Below are 15,622 nucleotides of genomic sequence, written 5' to 3' on the forward strand. Positions count from 1 at the left end.
GAACGTCATGGGTTCCGATCAGGCAGAAAGCCTGCGCCGTCTGCTGGCGCCGCGCGTCACCCGGCGCATCGCGGTGGTTGCCGCCGATGCGGGGGCGGGCGCCACCACGGTGACACTGGGTCTGGCCAATGCGTTGGCCATGCAGGGCGAACGTGTGCTGCTCGTCGACGAGGATCGCCATGGCGTGCGTGCCACGCGTCTGTCGGGCGCCGCGCCTGTCGCAACGCTCGCCGATGCGCTGGCCGGCCGGGTGACCGCGGCCGCCGCGATTGGCACGCGCCCTGCCAGTGGCATCGCGGTGCTGCCGGCAGGTGATATCCAAGTCGACGCCGGGAACATGGACCGCGCGCTATCCGATCTGATTCCCGACATGCGGTCGGTGCTGATCGACGCGCGCACGGATGCGACCGGCGCGCTGTCGCCTCTGGCGGCAACCGCCCACAACGTGGTGATCGTCATGCGCCCGGAGGCAACGTCGATTACCGCGGCCTACGCGCGCATCAAGCGTCTGCATCACGAATACGCATGCCGCCGCTTCCATCTGGTCGTCAATATGGCGGCCGCCGAAGCGACCGTTGCCGCGCTGGCGCGCAATCTTGCCCGTACCGCGAGCCAGTACCTCGGCGTCGAGGCTGGTCTGACCGGATACCTGCCGATTGACCCGCTGGTGGCCCGCGCATTGCAGCTTGGCCGTTGCGTGGTGGAGGCGTATCCCGCAGCGGCATCCACCAGCGCGCTGCGTCACATCGCCAGCGGTATTGGCGCATGGCCGTTGCGACACGAAACAACGCCCCAGGGAGCGGCTGTGGCCGTTCCCGCATGAAGCCAGAACAAGAAGTCGACAAGACCGGACACCGAGCCAGACAGTCAGCCGCGGCCATGCTTGCGCGGCGCTGGCACCGATAGAAAGCATTTACCGAGAGTTCCACCATGTACACGATTCAGGGAAAGCTCGAACAGGCAGACGTGGTCAAGTCGCACGCGCCGCTGGTGCGACGCATCGCGTTGCAGCTGGCGGCGAAGCTGCCGGCCAGCGTGCAGATCGACGACCTGATCCAGGCCGGCATGATCGGCCTGCTCGACGCCGCCAAGCGCTACGAGGACAACCATGGCGCGCGATTCGAGACCTATGCGAGCCAGCGCATTCGCGGCGCCATGCTCGACGAGGTGCGCGCCAACGATTGGCAATCGCGCAGTCTGCGCCAGTTCACACGCAAGATCGAACGCACGCAGCGCCAGCTCGAGCAGAAACTCGGCCGGAGCCCCATCGACTCCGAAGTGGCGAAGGAACTCGAAATGGGGCTGGAGGAGTATCAAGAACTGCTCAACGAAGTCCATGGCTGCCAGTTGCTGCACTATGAGGACTTCGAACGTTCCGGGGAAGAGGACTTCCTGGATCGGCACCTTGGGGTGACCGACGAAGCGAATCCGCTCACGGTGCTGATGGAATCCGGAATGCGTGATGCGCTGATCCGTGCCATCGAGAAGCTGCCCGAGCGCGAGAAGCTCGTGCTCTCGCTTTGCTACGACCAGGAGTTGAACCTGCGTGAGATCGGGGCCGTGCTGGAAGTGACCGAATCGCGCGTCTGCCAGATCCGCAGCCAGGCCATTACGCGGCTGCGCAACCAGCTTCGCGGCATGTTGTGATGCGTCATCTTCTGGCGTTCGCGTTGTGTCTTTGTCTGGCCCCCACATGGGTCGATGCGCAGACATACGTGCGCGCCACCTACGAGCTCAGTGGGTCGCGTTATGCCTGGACCAGCTCCGCGCAGGGACCGCTGATTGCCAGTCGCGGTCAGCGCACGATGTCGTCGCCGGTGTTGCCCCCAGGCACGATGCCTCAGGCAAGCGGCATCGTTACGTCGGTACGCTGGCGCTACAGCTTCGTCAGTACCCCGCCGATCGATCTGGAAGCATATCTGTGCAACGCGCGACGCTGCGTGCTGCTGTCTGGCGCGCAGGGCAAGACCGATGCGTTCGCGGGCGACGATGCGACTGGAGGGTTCGTGTTTGCCTACCGGGTTGCTGGCCGTGGGGGGCTGTCTCCCACCCTGCAAGGCCGCAGTAACGAGGTGACGGTGAGCTACCGATAGCGAGCCGGCCCGGCATTGAAACGGCCCGGGGACGGGTTCAATTTGCACGTATCTGCACGTCACCGACACTTCGGGTTGCTCGGTATAGGACTGCAGTCGCAAAAAAAGCCCGCTCCCAGCCAGTCATGACCAGAAGCGGGCAGGTGGAGCCCAGTCTCAAGCCGACGAATGAAGTGCCGTCAGAAGACGTGCTTCATGCCAAGCATTGCGCCGAACTGCGAGCCGCCAGGCGCGGGCGATGCGCCGGTGGAAGCGCTGTCCACGGACAGTGCCAGCTTGCCGCCGTTGTCGATATAGCCAAGCGTGGTGTAGACGGACGTGCGCTTGGAGAAGGCGTAGCTGGCACGTAACGCGCCCAGCCATGCCTTGTCGGCGCTGTTGTGGTACTTGAGGTAGAACGCCTCGCCGGAGAGCGTCACCGCAGGAGTGATGTCGTAGGCGACACCGGCATAGAACATGTCGCTGCGCGGCGTGGCGATGGCGCCGTTGCGACGCCCGATCCAGCCGGCGCCGATCTTGGCGCGGTCCACAAGCATGTAGCCACCGAGGGTGGCGCGATCATCCTTGAGCGAACTCGAAGTCAGGCCGCCGAATGCGCCGGGCCCGCCGCGCTGCGAGTCATAGGCGCCCAGGATGCCCCACCAGTTGGTTTCATACCCGAGCATGGCCGACCATTCGCGGCAGGCGGTCTTGTCGGCGGGGTTCTCGCCGCCGCAGTTGGTGCCGGAGGGGCTGGGACCGGCGTTGACGGTGTCGCGCCCGAAGCTGTAGGTAGCGCCAACGGTGAAGCCGCCGAACTTGCCCTTGTAGGCGATGGCGTTGTCGGCGCGGGCGTTGGGCAGGTAGTTGTCGAGCGAGCTCGAGCCGTAGGCGTTGGGGCCGAGGATGTCGGAGTCGAGCGTGGCCCAGAACAGCATGGTGTACTGGCGGCCGAGGCTGACCTGGCCCCAGTTGCCGGAGAGGCCGACCCATGCCTGGCGGCCGAAGAGGCGGCCGCCCTGGTTGGAGACGCCGCTGTCGGGGGCGAATCCGGATTCGAGCACGAAGTTGGCCTTCATGCCGCTGCCGAGGTCTTCGGTGCCGCGCAGGCCCCAGCGGGAGGGTACGGTGCCGCTGAGGTTGGCCATCTTGACGACGGAGTTGCTGGCGGTGCCGACGTGGTTGAGGTACTCGATGCCGGTGTCGATGACGCCGTAGAGCGTCACGGATTGGGCGTTGGCGATGGCGGGCAGGCCGAGCGCGGCCGCCAGCGCCAGGTGGCGCAGTTTCATCTTCTTCTCCTCCGTTAGATATTTTTCTGGAACAACGTTGATGCCTGGCTTCGATGGCGCTGCCTAGTGGCCACGTGCCTTGAGTCGCGCGTCAAGTCGGCTGTAGACGCGCCGCGCGTTGCCCTCGTAAATCTGGTGACGTTCCTCGTCCGAGAGCGCGGCCTGATCGATGTAGCGCCGCGTATCGTCGTAGTAGTGGCCGGTCTCGGGGTCTATGCCACGTACCGCGCCGATCATCTCCGAGGCGAACAGCACGTTCTTGACCGGTATCACGCGCGTCAGCAGGTCGATGCCAGGCTGGTGATAGACGCATGTATCGAAGAAGACGTTATTGAGCAGGTGTTCGCCAAGCGGCGGCAGCTTCATCTCCTGCGCCAGCCCACGGAACCGGCCCCAGTGGTAGGGCACCGCGCCGCCACCGTGCGGAATCACGAATTTCAGCGTCGGAAAGCGCTGAAACAGGTCGCTGGTCAGCACCTGCATGAATGCGGTGGTGTCGGCGTTCAGGTAGTGCGCGCCAGTGGTGTGGAAGCACGCGTTGCAACTCGTGCTGACGTGAATCATGGCCGGCACGTCGAGTTCGACAAGCTTCTCGTAGATCGGATACCAGTACGGATCGGATAGCGGTGGCGATGTCCAGTGTCCGCCAGACGGATCCGGATTCAGGTTCACGCCGACAAAGCCATACTCGCGCACGCAACGTTCGAGTTCGTCGATGCAGCTCTTGGTATCGACACCCGGCGATTGCGGCAGCATGGCGGCGCCGACGAACTGGTCGGGGAACAACTCGCTGACACGGTGGCAGAGCGTGTTGCAGATGGCGGCCCACGTGGCGCTGGTTTCAAAGCTGCCGATGTGGTGCGCCATGAACGACGCGCGCGGCGAGAAGATCGTCAGGTCCATCCCACGCTCGCGCATCAGGCGAAGCTGATTGCTGGCGATGGCGTCACGCAGTTCGTCGTCACTGATGCGCAGTTCACTGACGGAAGGCGCGAGCGCAGGGGTGTTCAGGCTGGCGATCTGGCGTTGGCGCCAGTCTTCCAGGGCCTTGGGGGCGGTGGTGAAGTGCCCGTGGCAATCGATGATCATGGGAGTTCGTCAGACAGAGGCCATGCGCTGGTCGGCACCAGTACCTCGCCGCGCATGATGGGACGCGCGGTGCGGATCAGCGCGCTACGTACGATCGATCCCGGCTTGGCAGGATCGGTTTCCAGTTCAACGGTGAACTCGCCGGTCGGGTGCTCGACGCTAATGGCATGGAGCGGCCCGACGCTGGTGGCTGCGATGCCGCTTGCCACGGTGCCCGGCAGCACGCAGGCGGTGCCCACCGTGATGGCGGCCAGTACGCCGATCGCGTCGTGGCAGACGCGCGGGATGAAGCAACGCGTGGCGATGCTGCCGCCCTGGCGTGGCCGGGCCAGCAGGCACATCTTCGGATAGCTTTTGTCGGAGACGTCGCCCAGCCCCATGAGCTTGCCGGCGGCGAGCCGCGCGGCTTCAATGCGTTGCTTGAGCTCGTGATCGGCATTGAGCGCGGCCACGCTTTCGTAGCCGGTGCGGTCGAGATCCTCCGCGCGCATCAGCACCATCGGCATGCCGTTATCGATCAGAGTGGCAGCGATCATGCGTGAGCCGCCATGCACCGGATCGTTGATCGTCAAGACGTCGATGACGTTGCCGGTGGGCAGCATTGCATGGCAGACGGAGCCTGCGGTGTCGAGAAAATCGATCACGATCGGGGCCGCGGTGCCGGGGACGCCGTCGATGCGCGCGTTGCCCGAGAACCGTGGCACGCCGCCGGGCGTCTGGATCGTGATGTCGCAAAGCATCCCGGTGTTGCGCGTCAGCACACGTGCCCGGGTGATGTCGCCCTGCGGCGCAATCAGTCCGCGTTCGATCGCAAAGGGAAGCACTGCCGCCAGCATGTTGCCGCAGTTCGGGGTGGTATCGACGGTGTCGGCGTTCGGCTGTAGTTGCGCGAACGTGAAGTCCAGGTCGGCATGACCCGGCGTGCCGCGCGACACGATGCCGGCCTTGCTGGTCAGTGGATGGGCTCCGCCCAGGCCGTCGATCTGGCGCGGGTCTGGGCTGCCCATCGCGGCCAGCAGCACGCGATCGCGTGCTGGCACGTCCTCCGGCAGATCGCTCGCGAGGAAAAACGGTCCGCGTGACGTGCCGCCGCGCATCAGCGTGCAAGGTATCGCGCGGAGATCGGAGGCGAGGCAGGGCGTCATGGCGGGTGCGAAGCCGGACCCGATCGGGGGTCCGATCGGTGGTCCATCAGGTTGTCCATCAGGTGGCCGAAGTATCGGCGTACCGTGGAATCCCTTGGTTGCCATGTCGCAGGACAGTTGTTCTAATCTGCTTATCGACAGCACAAATACAACATCGGGTCGGACAACGCCATGGAGACCATCAGCCTGCATCACCTTCACGTTTTTGCCGGTGTCGCCGCTGCCGGAGGGGTACGGCGATCCTCGGAGTCGCTGCATCGGGCGTCGTCCGCGATTGCCCGTTCGGTGGCCGCGCTCGAGGAGACGCTTGGGGTGGTGCTGTTCGAGCGCAAGGGCAGGGGGATGCTGCTGACACGCGCCGGCGAGATCGTGCTCGAGCGCGCGCGGCATATCGAAGCCGCCTTGCGCGAGGTGCGGGAGGAAGCGGTACGGATGCGGGCGCATTCGGGTGCCGCCGTCGCCAGTATCGACGCGCTGCACAACGAACGGCGGCTCGAAGTGGCGGCGATGCTGGCCGAGGTGCATCACATGCCCAGCGTGGCGGCGTCGATCGGCGTGTCGCAGCCGGCGGTCAGTCAGGCAATCGCCCGGCTGGAGGACGCACTGGGCCAGCCCATCTTCGCGCGCACGGCGCGGGGCATGGTGCCCACCGACGCAGGCAGCCGCTGGGTGGTACGTTTCGAGCGCGTTCTGGCCGAACTGCGCAACATCCGCGCCGATATCGCCGCGTTGAAGGGGGTGCTGGAAGGTGTGGTGACGGTTGGCGCGCTGCCGCTGGGCCGCACGCTGCTGTTGCCGATGGCGATTGCCGACGTGCACCGACGCCATCCGCATCTGCGTTTCCGGACGCTCGAAAGCCCGTATGAGGAGCTGACCGCGGGCCTGCTGGCCGGGCGGATCGATTTCATTCTTGGCGCGGTACGTCCGCTGGCTTCGCAAGGGCTTGCCACCGAGAGGCTCTTCCAGGACCGGATCTCGCTGATCGTTCGCGCCGCGCATCCGCTGGCGGTCAGAAAGCGCGTGACGTTGGCCGATCTCGAACCGTATCCGTGGGTGCTGTCTCGCGCCGCGTCGCCGTCGCGCCAGGCGCTGGACGGCGTGTTTGCGTCACGTGGCCTGCCGTTGCCGCAGCCGCTGGTTGAAACCGGAGACCTCGCGCTGGTGCGCGGCATGTTGCTGCAGGGGGATATGGTGACCGCCTTGTCTGCCCATCAGCTTCGCCACGAGATCGACGCGGGATGGCTGCGCGAACTGGGGCTCCCGCTGCCCGACACGGCGCGCAGCATTGGCATCACCACTCGCGTGGGCGCGCGTCTCTCGCCCGGCGCCGATGCGCTGATCGCCGCGCTGCGGCACGCCAGCGGGTCAATGGAACAGGCCGTCGATAAGTAGATGGCAACGCAGCCCGCGCCACAAAGCAATACTGCTATCCCCTGCTGAACGTAGACTGCCGTTGCCGTGCATGGGGGATGCGCGGCCGGCCGCTTCCGCGGCGATTAGCCATGTCGATAACTAGAATCCGCTGACTCCCGCACGGCGGATCACGCCAGGAGACGGCAACATGACAACGCAACGGCTCGACATTCGGGCCCATATCAACGAACGCAAGATGTCCGGCTACCAGTGGCTGCTGCTGGTGCTGTGTTTCCTGATCGTCGCCACGGACGGGATGGATGTGGCCATCATGGGCTTCCTCGCGCCGGACATCACACGCGAATGGGGCATCTCGAAAGCCGCCTTTGGCATGGTGATGAGCGCCGCGCCGATCGGCCTGGCCATCGGCGCGCTGGTGGTCGGGCCGCTGTCCGACCGCTTCGGCCGCAAGAAGCTGCTGGTCGGTTCCATCGCGCTGTTCGGCGTATTCAATCTGCTGAGCGCATTCGCCGATGGCACGGCAACCTTGTCGCTGCTGCGCTTCCTGACCGGCCTTGGTCTGGGCGCGGCCATGCCGAGCACGACCACGCTGCTCTCCGAGTATGTGCCGGAACGTTCGCGCAGCATGTTGCTGGCGACGATGTTCACGGGCTTCAACCTCGGCTCCGCGCTGGTGGGCTTCGGTGCCGCCGCGATTCTGCCGCATCATGGCTGGCGCGCGGTGCTGATCGCCGGTGGCGCGATTCCGTTGATCTGCCTGCCGTTCTACATCATGCTGATTCCAGAATCGGCACGCTTCATGGTGGTCCGCAATGTCTCGCCGGCGCGAATCGCCCGCACGCTGCGCCGCGTGATCGGCAGCGCGGTGGCCGATGACACCGTGTTCACGATTAGCGAGCCGCCGGTCTCCGGCAAGCAGCCCGTGCGCACGCTGTTGTCGCCGGGTTATCGCGGCATGACGCTGGCGCTGTGGATCACCTATTTCATGGGGCTGCTCGTGATCTACCTGCTGAGCGGCTGGCTGCCCACGCTGATCAAGGACGCTGGCCTGCCGATCGAGCGCGCCGCCAACCTGACGGCACTGTTCCAGCTCGGCGGCACCGTCGGCGCGCTGGTGGTGGGCTACTGCATGGACCGCTTCGCGCCCCATCGTGTGATCGGCGTGTCGTATGTGCTGGGCGCGGTGTTCATCCTGATGCTGGCTTCTGGCAGCGTCACGTCGTCGATGTTTGCACTCTACGTGCTGCTGGCCGGCTTCTGCATGAGCGGCGCGCAGACCGGGCTCAACGCTTTCGCGCCGCAGTGCTATCCCACGCCGGTGCGTGCCACTGGCGTAAGCTGGATGCTCGGCATCGGCCGCTTCGGCAGCATCACCGGCTCCATGGCGGGCGGTGTGCTGCTGTCGATGGGCTGGAGTTTCAGCGCGGTGATTGCCATCCTGGCCGTTCCGGCGACCATGGCGGCGATCTCCATTGTTTCCACGAAGGCGCAGCCTCGCGCCGTAACCGCTTGACGTATTGCCATGGCCACCATCATCGGCGCAATCGCCTCTTCCCATACGCCAACCATCGGATTCGCGCTCGACGCGGGCAAGCAGCAGGACCCCGCCTGGGCGCCGATCTTCGCGGCCTATGCGCCGGTGAGCGAGTGGCTCGCCAGGAAAAAGCCCGACGTGCTGCTCGTTGTCTACAACGATCACGTCACGTCGTTCTTCTTCGATCACTACTCGGCCTTCGCGCTGGGTATCGGCGATACCTACCACGCTGCCGATGAGGGCGGTGGCCCACGCAACCTGCCACCGGCGCGCGGCCACGTCGAACTGGCGCGGCACGTCGGCGCATCGCTGGTGGCCGACGAGTTCGACATGTCGTTCTTCCAGGACAAGCCGCTCGATCATGGTTGCTTCTCGCCGATGTCGGTCATGCTGCCGCACGAGGGCGAGTGGCCTGTGAAGATCCTGCCGCTGCAGGTGGGCGTGCTGCAGTTCCCGGCACCGTCGGCGCGTCGTTGCTACAAGCTCGGAGAGGCGATCCGCCGCGCGGTGGAGAGCTACCCGGAAGACCTCAAGGTGGCGATCGTCGCCACCGGTGGCCTGTCGCACCAGGTGCATGGCGAGCGTGCGGGCTTCAACAATACCGCGTGGGATCACCAGTTCCTCGACCTGTTCGAATCCGATCCCGAGGCGCTGCTAGACATCACCCATGCCGAGTACGCGAAGCGAGGCGGCTTCGAGAGCGCGGAAGTGGTCATGTGGATGGTGATGCGTGGCGCGATGTCGAGCCGCGTCCGCTGCCTGCATCGTGACTACTATCTGCCATCGATGACCGGCATCGCCGTGGCGGTCTACGAGAACGAATCCGCCGACGACCCCGCGCTGCGAGAGGCGCGTGCCGAACGCCAGCGCGAGCACATCGGTCATCAGTTGCGCGGGATCGAGCAACTGGAAGGGACATATCCGTTCACCCTGGAAACCAGCGTGCGCGCATACCGGATCAACCGCTATCTGCATCAGCTTATCGATCCGGCATTCCGCGAGCGATTCCGCGCCGATCCGCTGGCAACCTACGACGAAGCGGAACTGACGCAGGAAGAGCGCGACATGATTACGCGCCACGACTGGCGCGGCATGATCCATTACGGCGTGATTTTCTTCATGCTGGAGAAGCTCGGCGCGGTCTGCGGTGTCTCGAACCTGCATATCTACGCGGCGATGCGTGGCCAGTCCCTTGAAGACTTCCAGAAGACGCGCAATGCGCCGGGCGCGCTGTACTCGGTGGCCGGTAGCGGCAGCGCTTCATGGAGTGCGAAGTCCTGACCGGACGATGTCGGGGGCTTGAATTCCGGTGCAATGCCGCCATGTGCGAGGTTGTTTTTGACTTGCACCAGCCCCCGCTCGGTTTCCGTATGTACAAGAAAGGCACTTCTGTCGAACTCCAGTTCTCTCCGCAACGCCTGAACGACGCCGCAGGCGATCCGTACTGGGTGGATCTGACCATCGACGAGGCCCAGGCACTACTGGCGCAGCTTCAGGCACATCTAGCGCAGGCCGCGTCGGGTACCACCGCGCCGCTTGTGTTCAGTCTCGAAGGGCCGCCCGCACAGGCTGACGCCGCGCCCGCCCGCACGGAGGCAAAGGCCGAAGAAAAGCCTGCCACAAACGCCGAGAGCGAATTCAAGCAGTGGGTCTGCATCATCTGCGGCTGGGTCTATGACGAAGCGGCCGGGTTGCCCGAGGACGGCATCGCGCCCGGCACGCGCTGGGAAGACATTCCTGCCGACTGGCGCTGCCCCGAGTGCGACGTCGGCAAGGAAGACTTTGCCATGGTGGAGTTCTAGGCGGCGCCATGAGGATCATTCGGGAAGATCCTCAGGACGGGGCATCCTTGTTTCAGTGGCGGATTCATGTGCGCTACTCTGCGCTGCCCATTCGTTGCCACCGGGTTACGTGGATAACAGTTTCACGCGGCCTGACAATGGTGGCATGATCGACTTGCACGTCGTGCCGTGCTGCAAGGCGGTTCGAGAGACTTGACGCTGGGTGACTGGGCATCGGTGAGTGGTCGACTGGTCGTGTGACCGTGAACCCTCTGGAACCCGAAGATCCGAAGAGACGGAGCCTGCTGAACATGGAACCTGTGCCCACCGCTCGCCTGCGCCTGCGTCAGTGGCGCGAGGAAGACCGCATACCGTTTCGCGCCATCAATGCGGACGAAGAGATCATGGCGTTCTTTCCGTCGACGCTGTCCGATGCCCAGAGCGATGCGCTCATGGATCGTATCCGTCAGCATCACGCGCAGCATGGCTTCGGGTTGTGGGCCCTCGAATTGCGCGAAACGTCGACGTTCATCGGCTTCACCGGACTGGCGATACCGTCATGGGTGCCCCCATTTGGGCCATGCGTGGAGATTGGCTGGCGTCTGGCGCGAGAGCACTGGGGACGCGGCTATGCCACGGAGGCGGCTCGCGCGGCGCTGGATCTCGGATTCGGCGCATTGCGGCTTGCCGAGATCGTGTCCTTCACCGCGGCGATCAACCAGCGCTCGGAACAGGTAATGCAGCGGCTTGGCATGCATCACGCGGCCAGCGACGATTTCGATCATCCGGCACTGCCTTCGGGGGATCGTCTCGCCAGGCATGTGCTCTACCGCCTGTCCGGCGCCCAATGGGATGGAATCACTGGCAAGGGCAGCAGGACCACTGGCCCGGACAAATGATTGGATCCGTATTTCGCGCGGCTGATGCCCTGGCTCAACGGCTCATGCATCGGCCTGTCAGCAAGTCCGGGATCGCCCTTCTTTCAAGAATGCAGACGCGCGACGCGAACTTCAAGCCTGCGTCGGTGCGCGCAATGGTGTCCAGATAGCGTCCGACGCTGTGGATGGCCGACGTGTCGTCGGACGTGGTGTGGAAGATCGCGTAGCTGGTCTCGATGCGGATCTCGCTACCGCTGTCCTCCAGAATGCGCGGGAGGCCGACCTGCTGCCTGTAATGAAAATCCTGGGCGTCCATTCTGTTCGCACAAGCCTTTTCCGTGAGCAGTCCACAGCTCTCGAATGCGGGTGTTGCCATCGGCAAGCCGCATACATGCGTCTCATGCGACTGCATCTTGCAGACACATTGCTCTAAGAAGAAATCGGGCCATTTCTCCCATTGCTTGTTATCGAGCGCGGCAGTGTAATCGGCGTAAAGCAACAGTACTTGCTGCCAGGTTTCGACGGTAGTCATCCTCAATCTCCATGTCGTGGCACACCCTGATGGTGGGGAGTTGCCACGGACGTTTTCTTCAGGTTCTGCGAGACTGGCGTTGCCAGTTTGCGCTTGCCGGGTTCGGCGGGTGATGCGGTCTGGGGCCTGACGTATCGCCTTGCGTCGGTCGTGTGCCGGCGTCGCGAAATACGGTGATTGGATCTAACGTCCACGGCACAGTATTTGCTGGCTTTTTGTCCGGGCACCATAGTGCCGTTTACGGCAGCGTTGACAATAGCGGTCTGGTTGATTTGCACTATCACCGCTAGTGATAATGCCGCGGTAGTGCCTGATAAATCGGGTGGAGACGTAGTAATGGAACTGCAGGACATCGATCTGAACCTGCTTGTCGTATTCAACGAATTATTGCGTCAACGCAAAATGTCCGCCGTGGCGCGGACGCTTGGGATCTCGCAGCCAGCTGTCAGCAATGCGCTGAATCGCCTGCGCAAGTTGCTGGACGATGACCTGTTTCTGCGGACGTCGAAGGGCATGGTCCCCACACAGCTTGCCGGCATGCTAGCCGGGCCGATCACCGAGGCGCTCGATGTCATCCACCACTCGCTCAATGCACGCGCCACGTTCGATCCTTTGACGAGCACGCGAGCGTTCACCGTGGCGATGACCGATATCGGCGAGATCTATCTCTTGCCAGGCCTGATGGAGCAGCTTGGCAAACTGGCGCCAGGCGTGAGAATCAGCACCGTGTGCATACACGGCGATTCACTCAAGGGCGCGATGGAAAGTGGTTGTATCGATCTGGCGATCGGTTTCCTGCCGGGCCTGACGGCGGGCTTCTTCCAGCGTCGGCTGTTGTTACAGCAGTACGTGTGCATCTTTCGGAAAGGGCACCCGCTTGGACGAAGGGATTTGACGCTGGCAGCGTTTGCCACGGCGGATCGTGTGTCGATCAGTGCGGAAGGCACGGGCCACACCAGGGTGGATGCGGCAATCCAGCAGGCGGGGGTGACGCGACGCTCGCGGCTGAGCGTGCCGCATTTCGCGGCGCTGGGTCATATCCTTCAATCGACCGATCTGATCGCAGTGGTGCCACAGGCCTATGCGGAGCGCGCGCTGGCGTTGTTCAACCTGGTTTCCGCGCCGTGTCCGGTGAAGATATCCGAGATCAGTGTCAACGTGTTCTGGCACGCTACCCGTCACCGGGAGGTGGGCAACCAGTGGCTGCGGAACGTGATATCCGACAGGTTCGCGGTTTGCCCGATTCCTGAGGCGACGATGTCGCCTCAGGGTTTGGTGGTCAACTGCCGCGGCGAGTGATGGGGCAGGTGTTGAAGCCGAACACGCGATATAGCGGGCAGTATCCGAGTAGACCGGTCACGAGCGGCACCGCGCCGATCCATCCCCAGACGCCGATCTGATCCGTCAAGGTCAAGGCAATCAGCACGACTCCGATGGCGACGCGCACGAGGCGGTCAAGGGTTCCAGCGTTTTTTTGCATGAGCGTTCCAATCAGACGGGAGGGGTGACGGATATGCGTGGCTTTGGCGCGGGTTACTGCTTGGCAGCCTGGCCTTCGGTGTATGGGTCGAATTTCGCGGCGTGCGCCGCGTCGTCAGCGCCCTTTTTCTGCGGAGTCAGATTGGACTTCGTCTGCGCACCTTCCGAATAGGGATCGAACTTGCCGCTGCGGGAAGCACTATTCTTGTGTTTGCCAGACTTGGCGGGTGCCTGTGCGTCTTTTGTCACCGGCGCGTGCGCGCCGCCGTAGAGGTCGCCGCCATCGGTGTAGTTCTTCTGCGCGCTGGCTGGAAGCGAGGTCAATGCCACGGCTGCGGCGGCAATGGCCAGGAAGTATGTGTTGCGATGCATGACGGCCTCTTGGGTCTGAACTGCAAGATTGTGTCTCGAGTCTAGACACTAGGCCCGATCGCAGATTGACGTACGTCAAACACGTGGCAACGTCTGCCGCTAGGCTGACAGATGAAATCTGTCAGCGCCATCCATTCGGCAATCAGGAGACAACATGGCTGAAAACCTCGTGATCTTTTACTCCCGCACCGGCACCACGCGACAAGCCGCCGAAATGCTCGGCTCGCGCCTGGGTTGGCGCGTGGTCGAACTGCGCGACGCGGTCAGCCGGGCGGGCTGGTGGGGAGATTTGCGTTGTGTCCTGGATAATCGGCTGGGCCGCAAGGTTGGCTATCGCTACGACGGTCCGCCGCTCGATACCTGCGGCAGCGTGGTGGTGATGGCGCCGGTCTGGGTGGAGCATCTGGCGGCACCGATGCGGAGCTTCCTGCAGGACCAGCGCAGCTACAAGGGGCCGCTGGCGGCGATCGCGGTGATGGCCGCGCGCGGCGGGTTCCGTGCGGCCGAGGAGGTGGCTACGGCGATGGGCCGTCCGCCGCATCCGGTCATGGTGCTGCTGCAACAGCAGGTGACCACCGGCGAGGCCAAGGTGGATCTCGACGAATTTGCTCGCATCCTGCAGCGCGACCCGCGCGCCGGAGACGCCGCGCCGCGCTCGGCGTGGCTGTCGCCGAACGAGGCATGAGCAGGAACCCACCCGCGCGCGTATCCCCACGCAAGGACGCCAGCATCGTCGTGCTGGCGTCCCTCAATGGCGTCCCTCAATGGCGTCCCTTAATGACGTCCGTCACAGGAACGTGAAGACCTCTTCCTTGCCGAGCCGCGACTTGGGGAGGTCGGCGTTGAAGTCCTGCTCGCTGCCGTAGCCGAGTGACACCAGCACGAGACTGGTATAGCCACGCTCGCGCAGGCCGAGTTCCGCATCGAGGATGTTGCGGTCGAAGCCTTCCATCGGCGTGGCATCCACGCCAAGTACCGCCGCGCCCGTCAGCAGGCTGCCGAGTGCCAGGTAGACCTGGTTCGCCATCCACTGCTGGACGTCGCGAAACGCGAAGCGGTGCAGGTCGACGAAATAACGACGTCCCTTGTTCTGCCCTGCCTTCGCACCTTCCGCGGTAAAGCGGCCATCGCGCTCCTCGGCTTCCAGCAGCTTGTTCAGGTGGGCGTCGTCCATGTCGGCGCGCACGGCCAGTGCGATCACGTGCGAGGCATTCTCGATCCTCGGCGCATTGGCGCTGTAGCCACCGCTGGCGGCACGCGCCACGCGTGCCCGGGCCTCCGGCGTGGACGCCACCACGAAGTGCCACGGTTGCGAATTCACGGATGACGGGCTCTTGTGCAGCACGGCCAGCAGTTCGTCGATGACGTCCTGCGGAATGGTGCGGCCGGGCTCGTACGCTTTCACGGTATGGCGGGTGGCGATCATCTCCGAGAGTTTCATAGCTTTCATGGTGTTTCCTTGTTCAGGTGGATGCGAAGTTGGGGAAGGGTGAATACGAATTCAGATGTCGCCCGCGTCCGGCGCGCGCCGAGCGGCGCTGTACTGGTGACTGGTGGCGATGTCCGGATCGCCCGGCACATCGAGCTCGACCACCAGTCCGCCGGGCAGTGGCACAAAAATCTGGATGGTGTCGTCGGCGGGAACATGGGCCACCCGGAAACGCAGGCCGGCTGCCTGCAGGCGGGCGATGACGTCTGTCGCGCTGGCCTGGCTCCGGAATGCGATATGGCCCATGCGGACTTCGCCGCTGCTGGCCGACAGCGAGTCGTCGTCCACCGCGTGCACCATGGCCTGGTCGCCCTCATAGAGCCACAAGCCAGGGAAAGGGAATGGCGGCCGATACCCGGGATGCATGTCCATCACGCCTTCGAACAGGGCGCGCAACGCATGATCAGCACCGATCGACACGTTGAGGTGGTCAAACTGCCAGGCTTCGCGCGGGCTGGCGGGATGTGCGGAATCCATGGCGCGTCCTTCGAAGTGATGGGGATGGTGGATGATCCCACTACGCAGTCGATTGAAAAACGGGGCTTCACTTGTACCCGTATTCAAATAAAATTTGAAAATCGCTCC

18 protein-coding genes are annotated in these 15,622 nt (G+C 64.1%); 10 read left to right on the forward strand and 8 right to left on the reverse strand.

Annotation, left to right across the window (positions count from 1 at the left end):
- Positions 1-7: 7 nt before the first annotated feature.
- From D769_RS00760 to D769_RS00770, 3 genes are all read left to right on the forward strand, one after another.
- Positions 8-823, forward strand: coding sequence for an AAA family ATPase (locus D769_RS00760; protein WP_008641078.1), 816 nt, complete (start codon positions 8-10; stop codon positions 821-823).
- Between the two features lie 107 nt (positions 824-930).
- Positions 931-1,647 carry an RNA polymerase sigma factor FliA gene (locus D769_RS00765; RefSeq protein WP_008641079.1) on the forward strand — a complete coding sequence of 239 codons (717 nt, stop codon included), beginning with the start codon at positions 931-933 and terminating at the stop codon, positions 1,645-1,647.
- Positions 1,647-2,093, forward strand: a complete 447-nt coding sequence (locus D769_RS00770; RefSeq protein ID WP_008641080.1) for a flagellar protein FlhE — start codon at positions 1,647-1,649, stop codon at positions 2,091-2,093. The genes D769_RS00765 and D769_RS00770 overlap by 1 nt, the downstream gene beginning before the upstream one ends.
- 179 nt (positions 2,094-2,272) lie before the next feature.
- On the opposite strand, the gene D769_RS00775 is transcribed toward D769_RS00770, so the two are convergent.
- The 3 genes from D769_RS00775 to D769_RS00785 all read right to left on the reverse strand — a co-directional run bounded on the left by D769_RS00775 (position 2,273) and on the right by D769_RS00785 (position 5,598).
- Positions 2,273-3,364, reverse strand: a complete 1,092-nt coding sequence (locus D769_RS00775) for a porin (RefSeq protein ID WP_008641081.1) — start codon at positions 3,362-3,364, stop codon at positions 2,273-2,275.
- 63 nt (positions 3,365-3,427) lie between these two features.
- Positions 3,428-4,453 carry an amidohydrolase family protein gene (locus tag D769_RS00780; RefSeq protein WP_008641082.1) on the reverse strand — a complete coding sequence of 342 codons (1,026 nt, stop codon included), beginning with the start codon at positions 4,451-4,453 and terminating at the stop codon, positions 3,428-3,430.
- Positions 4,450-5,598 (reverse strand): 4-oxalomesaconate tautomerase, encoded by a 1,149-nt coding sequence (locus tag D769_RS00785; RefSeq protein WP_040010809.1) that lies wholly within the window; start codon positions 5,596-5,598, stop codon positions 4,450-4,452. Before D769_RS00785 ends, D769_RS00780 begins: the two co-directional genes overlap by 4 nt.
- A gap of 171 nt (positions 5,599-5,769) precedes the next feature.
- Between D769_RS00785 and D769_RS00790 the strand changes: the two genes are divergently transcribed.
- From D769_RS00790 to D769_RS00810, 5 genes are all read left to right on the forward strand, one after another.
- Complete coding sequence (locus tag D769_RS00790) at positions 5,770-6,990, forward strand: LysR family transcriptional regulator (protein ID WP_008641100.1); 1,221 nt, start codon at positions 5,770-5,772, stop codon at positions 6,988-6,990.
- A 169-nt stretch (positions 6,991-7,159) separates the two neighbouring features.
- A complete protein-coding gene (locus D769_RS00795) occupies positions 7,160-8,485 on the forward strand; it encodes an aromatic acid/H+ symport family MFS transporter (RefSeq protein WP_008641101.1) in 1,326 nt (441 codons plus the stop codon).
- Positions 8,486-8,494: 9 nt separating this feature from the next.
- Positions 8,495-9,787 carry a gallate dioxygenase gene (locus D769_RS00800; protein ID WP_008641103.1) on the forward strand — a complete coding sequence of 431 codons (1,293 nt, stop codon included), beginning with the start codon at positions 8,495-8,497 and terminating at the stop codon, positions 9,785-9,787.
- A gap of 89 nt (positions 9,788-9,876) precedes the next feature.
- Positions 9,877-10,308: a rubredoxin gene (locus D769_RS32890; RefSeq protein WP_008641105.1), complete on the forward strand. Its 432-nt coding sequence runs from the start codon at positions 9,877-9,879 to the stop codon at positions 10,306-10,308.
- 290 nt (positions 10,309-10,598) lie between these two features.
- The gene (locus tag D769_RS00810; RefSeq protein WP_008641107.1) at positions 10,599-11,186 is read left to right on the forward strand and encodes a GNAT family N-acetyltransferase; all 588 of its coding nucleotides are present in this window, start codon (positions 10,599-10,601) and stop codon (positions 11,184-11,186) included.
- Between the two features lie 34 nt (positions 11,187-11,220).
- Here D769_RS00810 and D769_RS00815 read toward each other — a convergent pair whose 3' ends face one another.
- A complete protein-coding gene (locus tag D769_RS00815) occupies positions 11,221-11,697 on the reverse strand; it encodes a nuclear transport factor 2 family protein (RefSeq protein ID WP_008641108.1) in 477 nt (158 codons plus the stop codon).
- 336 nt (positions 11,698-12,033) lie between these two features.
- Between D769_RS00815 and D769_RS00820 the strand changes: the two genes are divergently transcribed.
- Positions 12,034-12,996, forward strand: coding sequence for a LysR family transcriptional regulator (locus tag D769_RS00820; RefSeq protein ID WP_008641110.1), 963 nt, complete (start codon positions 12,034-12,036; stop codon positions 12,994-12,996).
- On the opposite strand, the gene D769_RS00825 is transcribed toward D769_RS00820, so the two are convergent.
- Positions 12,977-13,177 (reverse strand): DUF2892 domain-containing protein, encoded by a 201-nt coding sequence (locus D769_RS00825; RefSeq protein WP_008641111.1) that lies wholly within the window; start codon positions 13,175-13,177, stop codon positions 12,977-12,979. The genes D769_RS00820 and D769_RS00825 overlap by 20 nt on opposite strands.
- A gap of 53 nt (positions 13,178-13,230) precedes the next feature.
- Positions 13,231-13,548 (reverse strand): hypothetical protein, encoded by a 318-nt coding sequence (locus D769_RS00830; RefSeq protein WP_008641112.1) that lies wholly within the window; start codon positions 13,546-13,548, stop codon positions 13,231-13,233.
- Positions 13,549-13,702: 154 nt separating this feature from the next.
- Here D769_RS00830 and D769_RS00835 point away from each other — a divergent pair, with 154 nt between their 5' ends.
- Positions 13,703-14,233 carry a flavodoxin family protein gene (locus tag D769_RS00835; RefSeq protein WP_008641113.1) on the forward strand — a complete coding sequence of 177 codons (531 nt, stop codon included), beginning with the start codon at positions 13,703-13,705 and terminating at the stop codon, positions 14,231-14,233.
- 102 nt (positions 14,234-14,335) lie between these two features.
- Here the strand turns inward: D769_RS00835 and nfsB are convergent, their stop codons facing one another.
- A complete protein-coding gene (gene nfsB, locus D769_RS00840; RefSeq protein WP_008641114.1) occupies positions 14,336-14,989 on the reverse strand; it encodes an oxygen-insensitive NAD(P)H nitroreductase in 654 nt (217 codons plus the stop codon).
- Positions 14,990-15,049: 60 nt separating this feature from the next.
- A complete protein-coding gene (locus tag D769_RS00845) occupies positions 15,050-15,514 on the reverse strand; it encodes a hypothetical protein (protein WP_008641115.1) in 465 nt (154 codons plus the stop codon).
- Between the last annotated feature and the right edge of the window lie 108 nt (positions 15,515-15,622).

The organism is Cupriavidus sp. HMR-1 (genome assembly GCF_000319775.1).
In the GTDB taxonomy this organism is placed as follows: Bacteria; Pseudomonadota; Gammaproteobacteria; order Burkholderiales; family Burkholderiaceae; genus Cupriavidus; species Cupriavidus metallidurans.

Excerpts from the sequence above, each read along its gene's own strand:
- D769_RS00800 (WP_008641103.1), top strand. The coding sequence starts at position 8,495 with ATGGCCACCATCATCGGCGCAATCGCCTCTTCCCATACGCCAACCATC.
- D769_RS00820 (WP_008641110.1), top strand. The coding sequence starts at position 12,034 with ATGGAACTGCAGGACATCGATCTGAACCTGCTTGTCGTATTCAACGAA.
- D769_RS00785 (WP_040010809.1), bottom strand. The coding sequence starts at position 5,598 with ATGACGCCCTGCCTCGCCTCCGATCTCCGCGCGATACCTTGCACGCTG.
- D769_RS00765 (WP_008641079.1), top strand. The coding sequence starts at position 931 with ATGTACACGATTCAGGGAAAGCTCGAACAGGCAGACGTGGTCAAGTCG.
- D769_RS32890 (WP_008641105.1), top strand. The coding sequence starts at position 9,877 with ATGTACAAGAAAGGCACTTCTGTCGAACTCCAGTTCTCTCCGCAACGC.
- D769_RS00795 (WP_008641101.1), top strand. The coding sequence starts at position 7,160 with ATGACAACGCAACGGCTCGACATTCGGGCCCATATCAACGAACGCAAG.
- D769_RS00775 (WP_008641081.1), bottom strand. The coding sequence starts at position 3,364 with ATGAAACTGCGCCACCTGGCGCTGGCGGCCGCGCTCGGCCTGCCCGCC.
- D769_RS00780 (WP_008641082.1), bottom strand. The coding sequence starts at position 4,453 with ATGATCATCGATTGCCACGGGCACTTCACCACCGCCCCCAAGGCCCTG.
- D769_RS00835 (WP_008641113.1), top strand. The coding sequence starts at position 13,703 with ATGGCTGAAAACCTCGTGATCTTTTACTCCCGCACCGGCACCACGCGA.
- D769_RS00815 (WP_008641108.1), bottom strand. The coding sequence starts at position 11,697 with ATGACTACCGTCGAAACCTGGCAGCAAGTACTGTTGCTTTACGCCGAT.
- D769_RS00825 (WP_008641111.1), bottom strand. The coding sequence starts at position 13,177 with ATGCAAAAAAACGCTGGAACCCTTGACCGCCTCGTGCGCGTCGCCATC.
- D769_RS00830 (WP_008641112.1), bottom strand. The coding sequence starts at position 13,548 with ATGCATCGCAACACATACTTCCTGGCCATTGCCGCCGCAGCCGTGGCA.
- D769_RS00845 (WP_008641115.1), bottom strand. The coding sequence starts at position 15,514 with ATGGATTCCGCACATCCCGCCAGCCCGCGCGAAGCCTGGCAGTTTGAC.
- D769_RS00770 (WP_008641080.1), top strand. The coding sequence starts at position 1,647 with ATGCGTCATCTTCTGGCGTTCGCGTTGTGTCTTTGTCTGGCCCCCACA.
- D769_RS00810 (WP_008641107.1), top strand. The coding sequence starts at position 10,599 with ATGGAACCTGTGCCCACCGCTCGCCTGCGCCTGCGTCAGTGGCGCGAG.
- D769_RS00790 (WP_008641100.1), top strand. The coding sequence starts at position 5,770 with ATGGAGACCATCAGCCTGCATCACCTTCACGTTTTTGCCGGTGTCGCC.
- nfsB (WP_008641114.1), bottom strand. The coding sequence starts at position 14,989 with ATGAAACTCTCGGAGATGATCGCCACCCGCCATACCGTGAAAGCGTAC.
- D769_RS00760 (WP_008641078.1), top strand. The coding sequence starts at position 8 with ATGGGTTCCGATCAGGCAGAAAGCCTGCGCCGTCTGCTGGCGCCGCGC.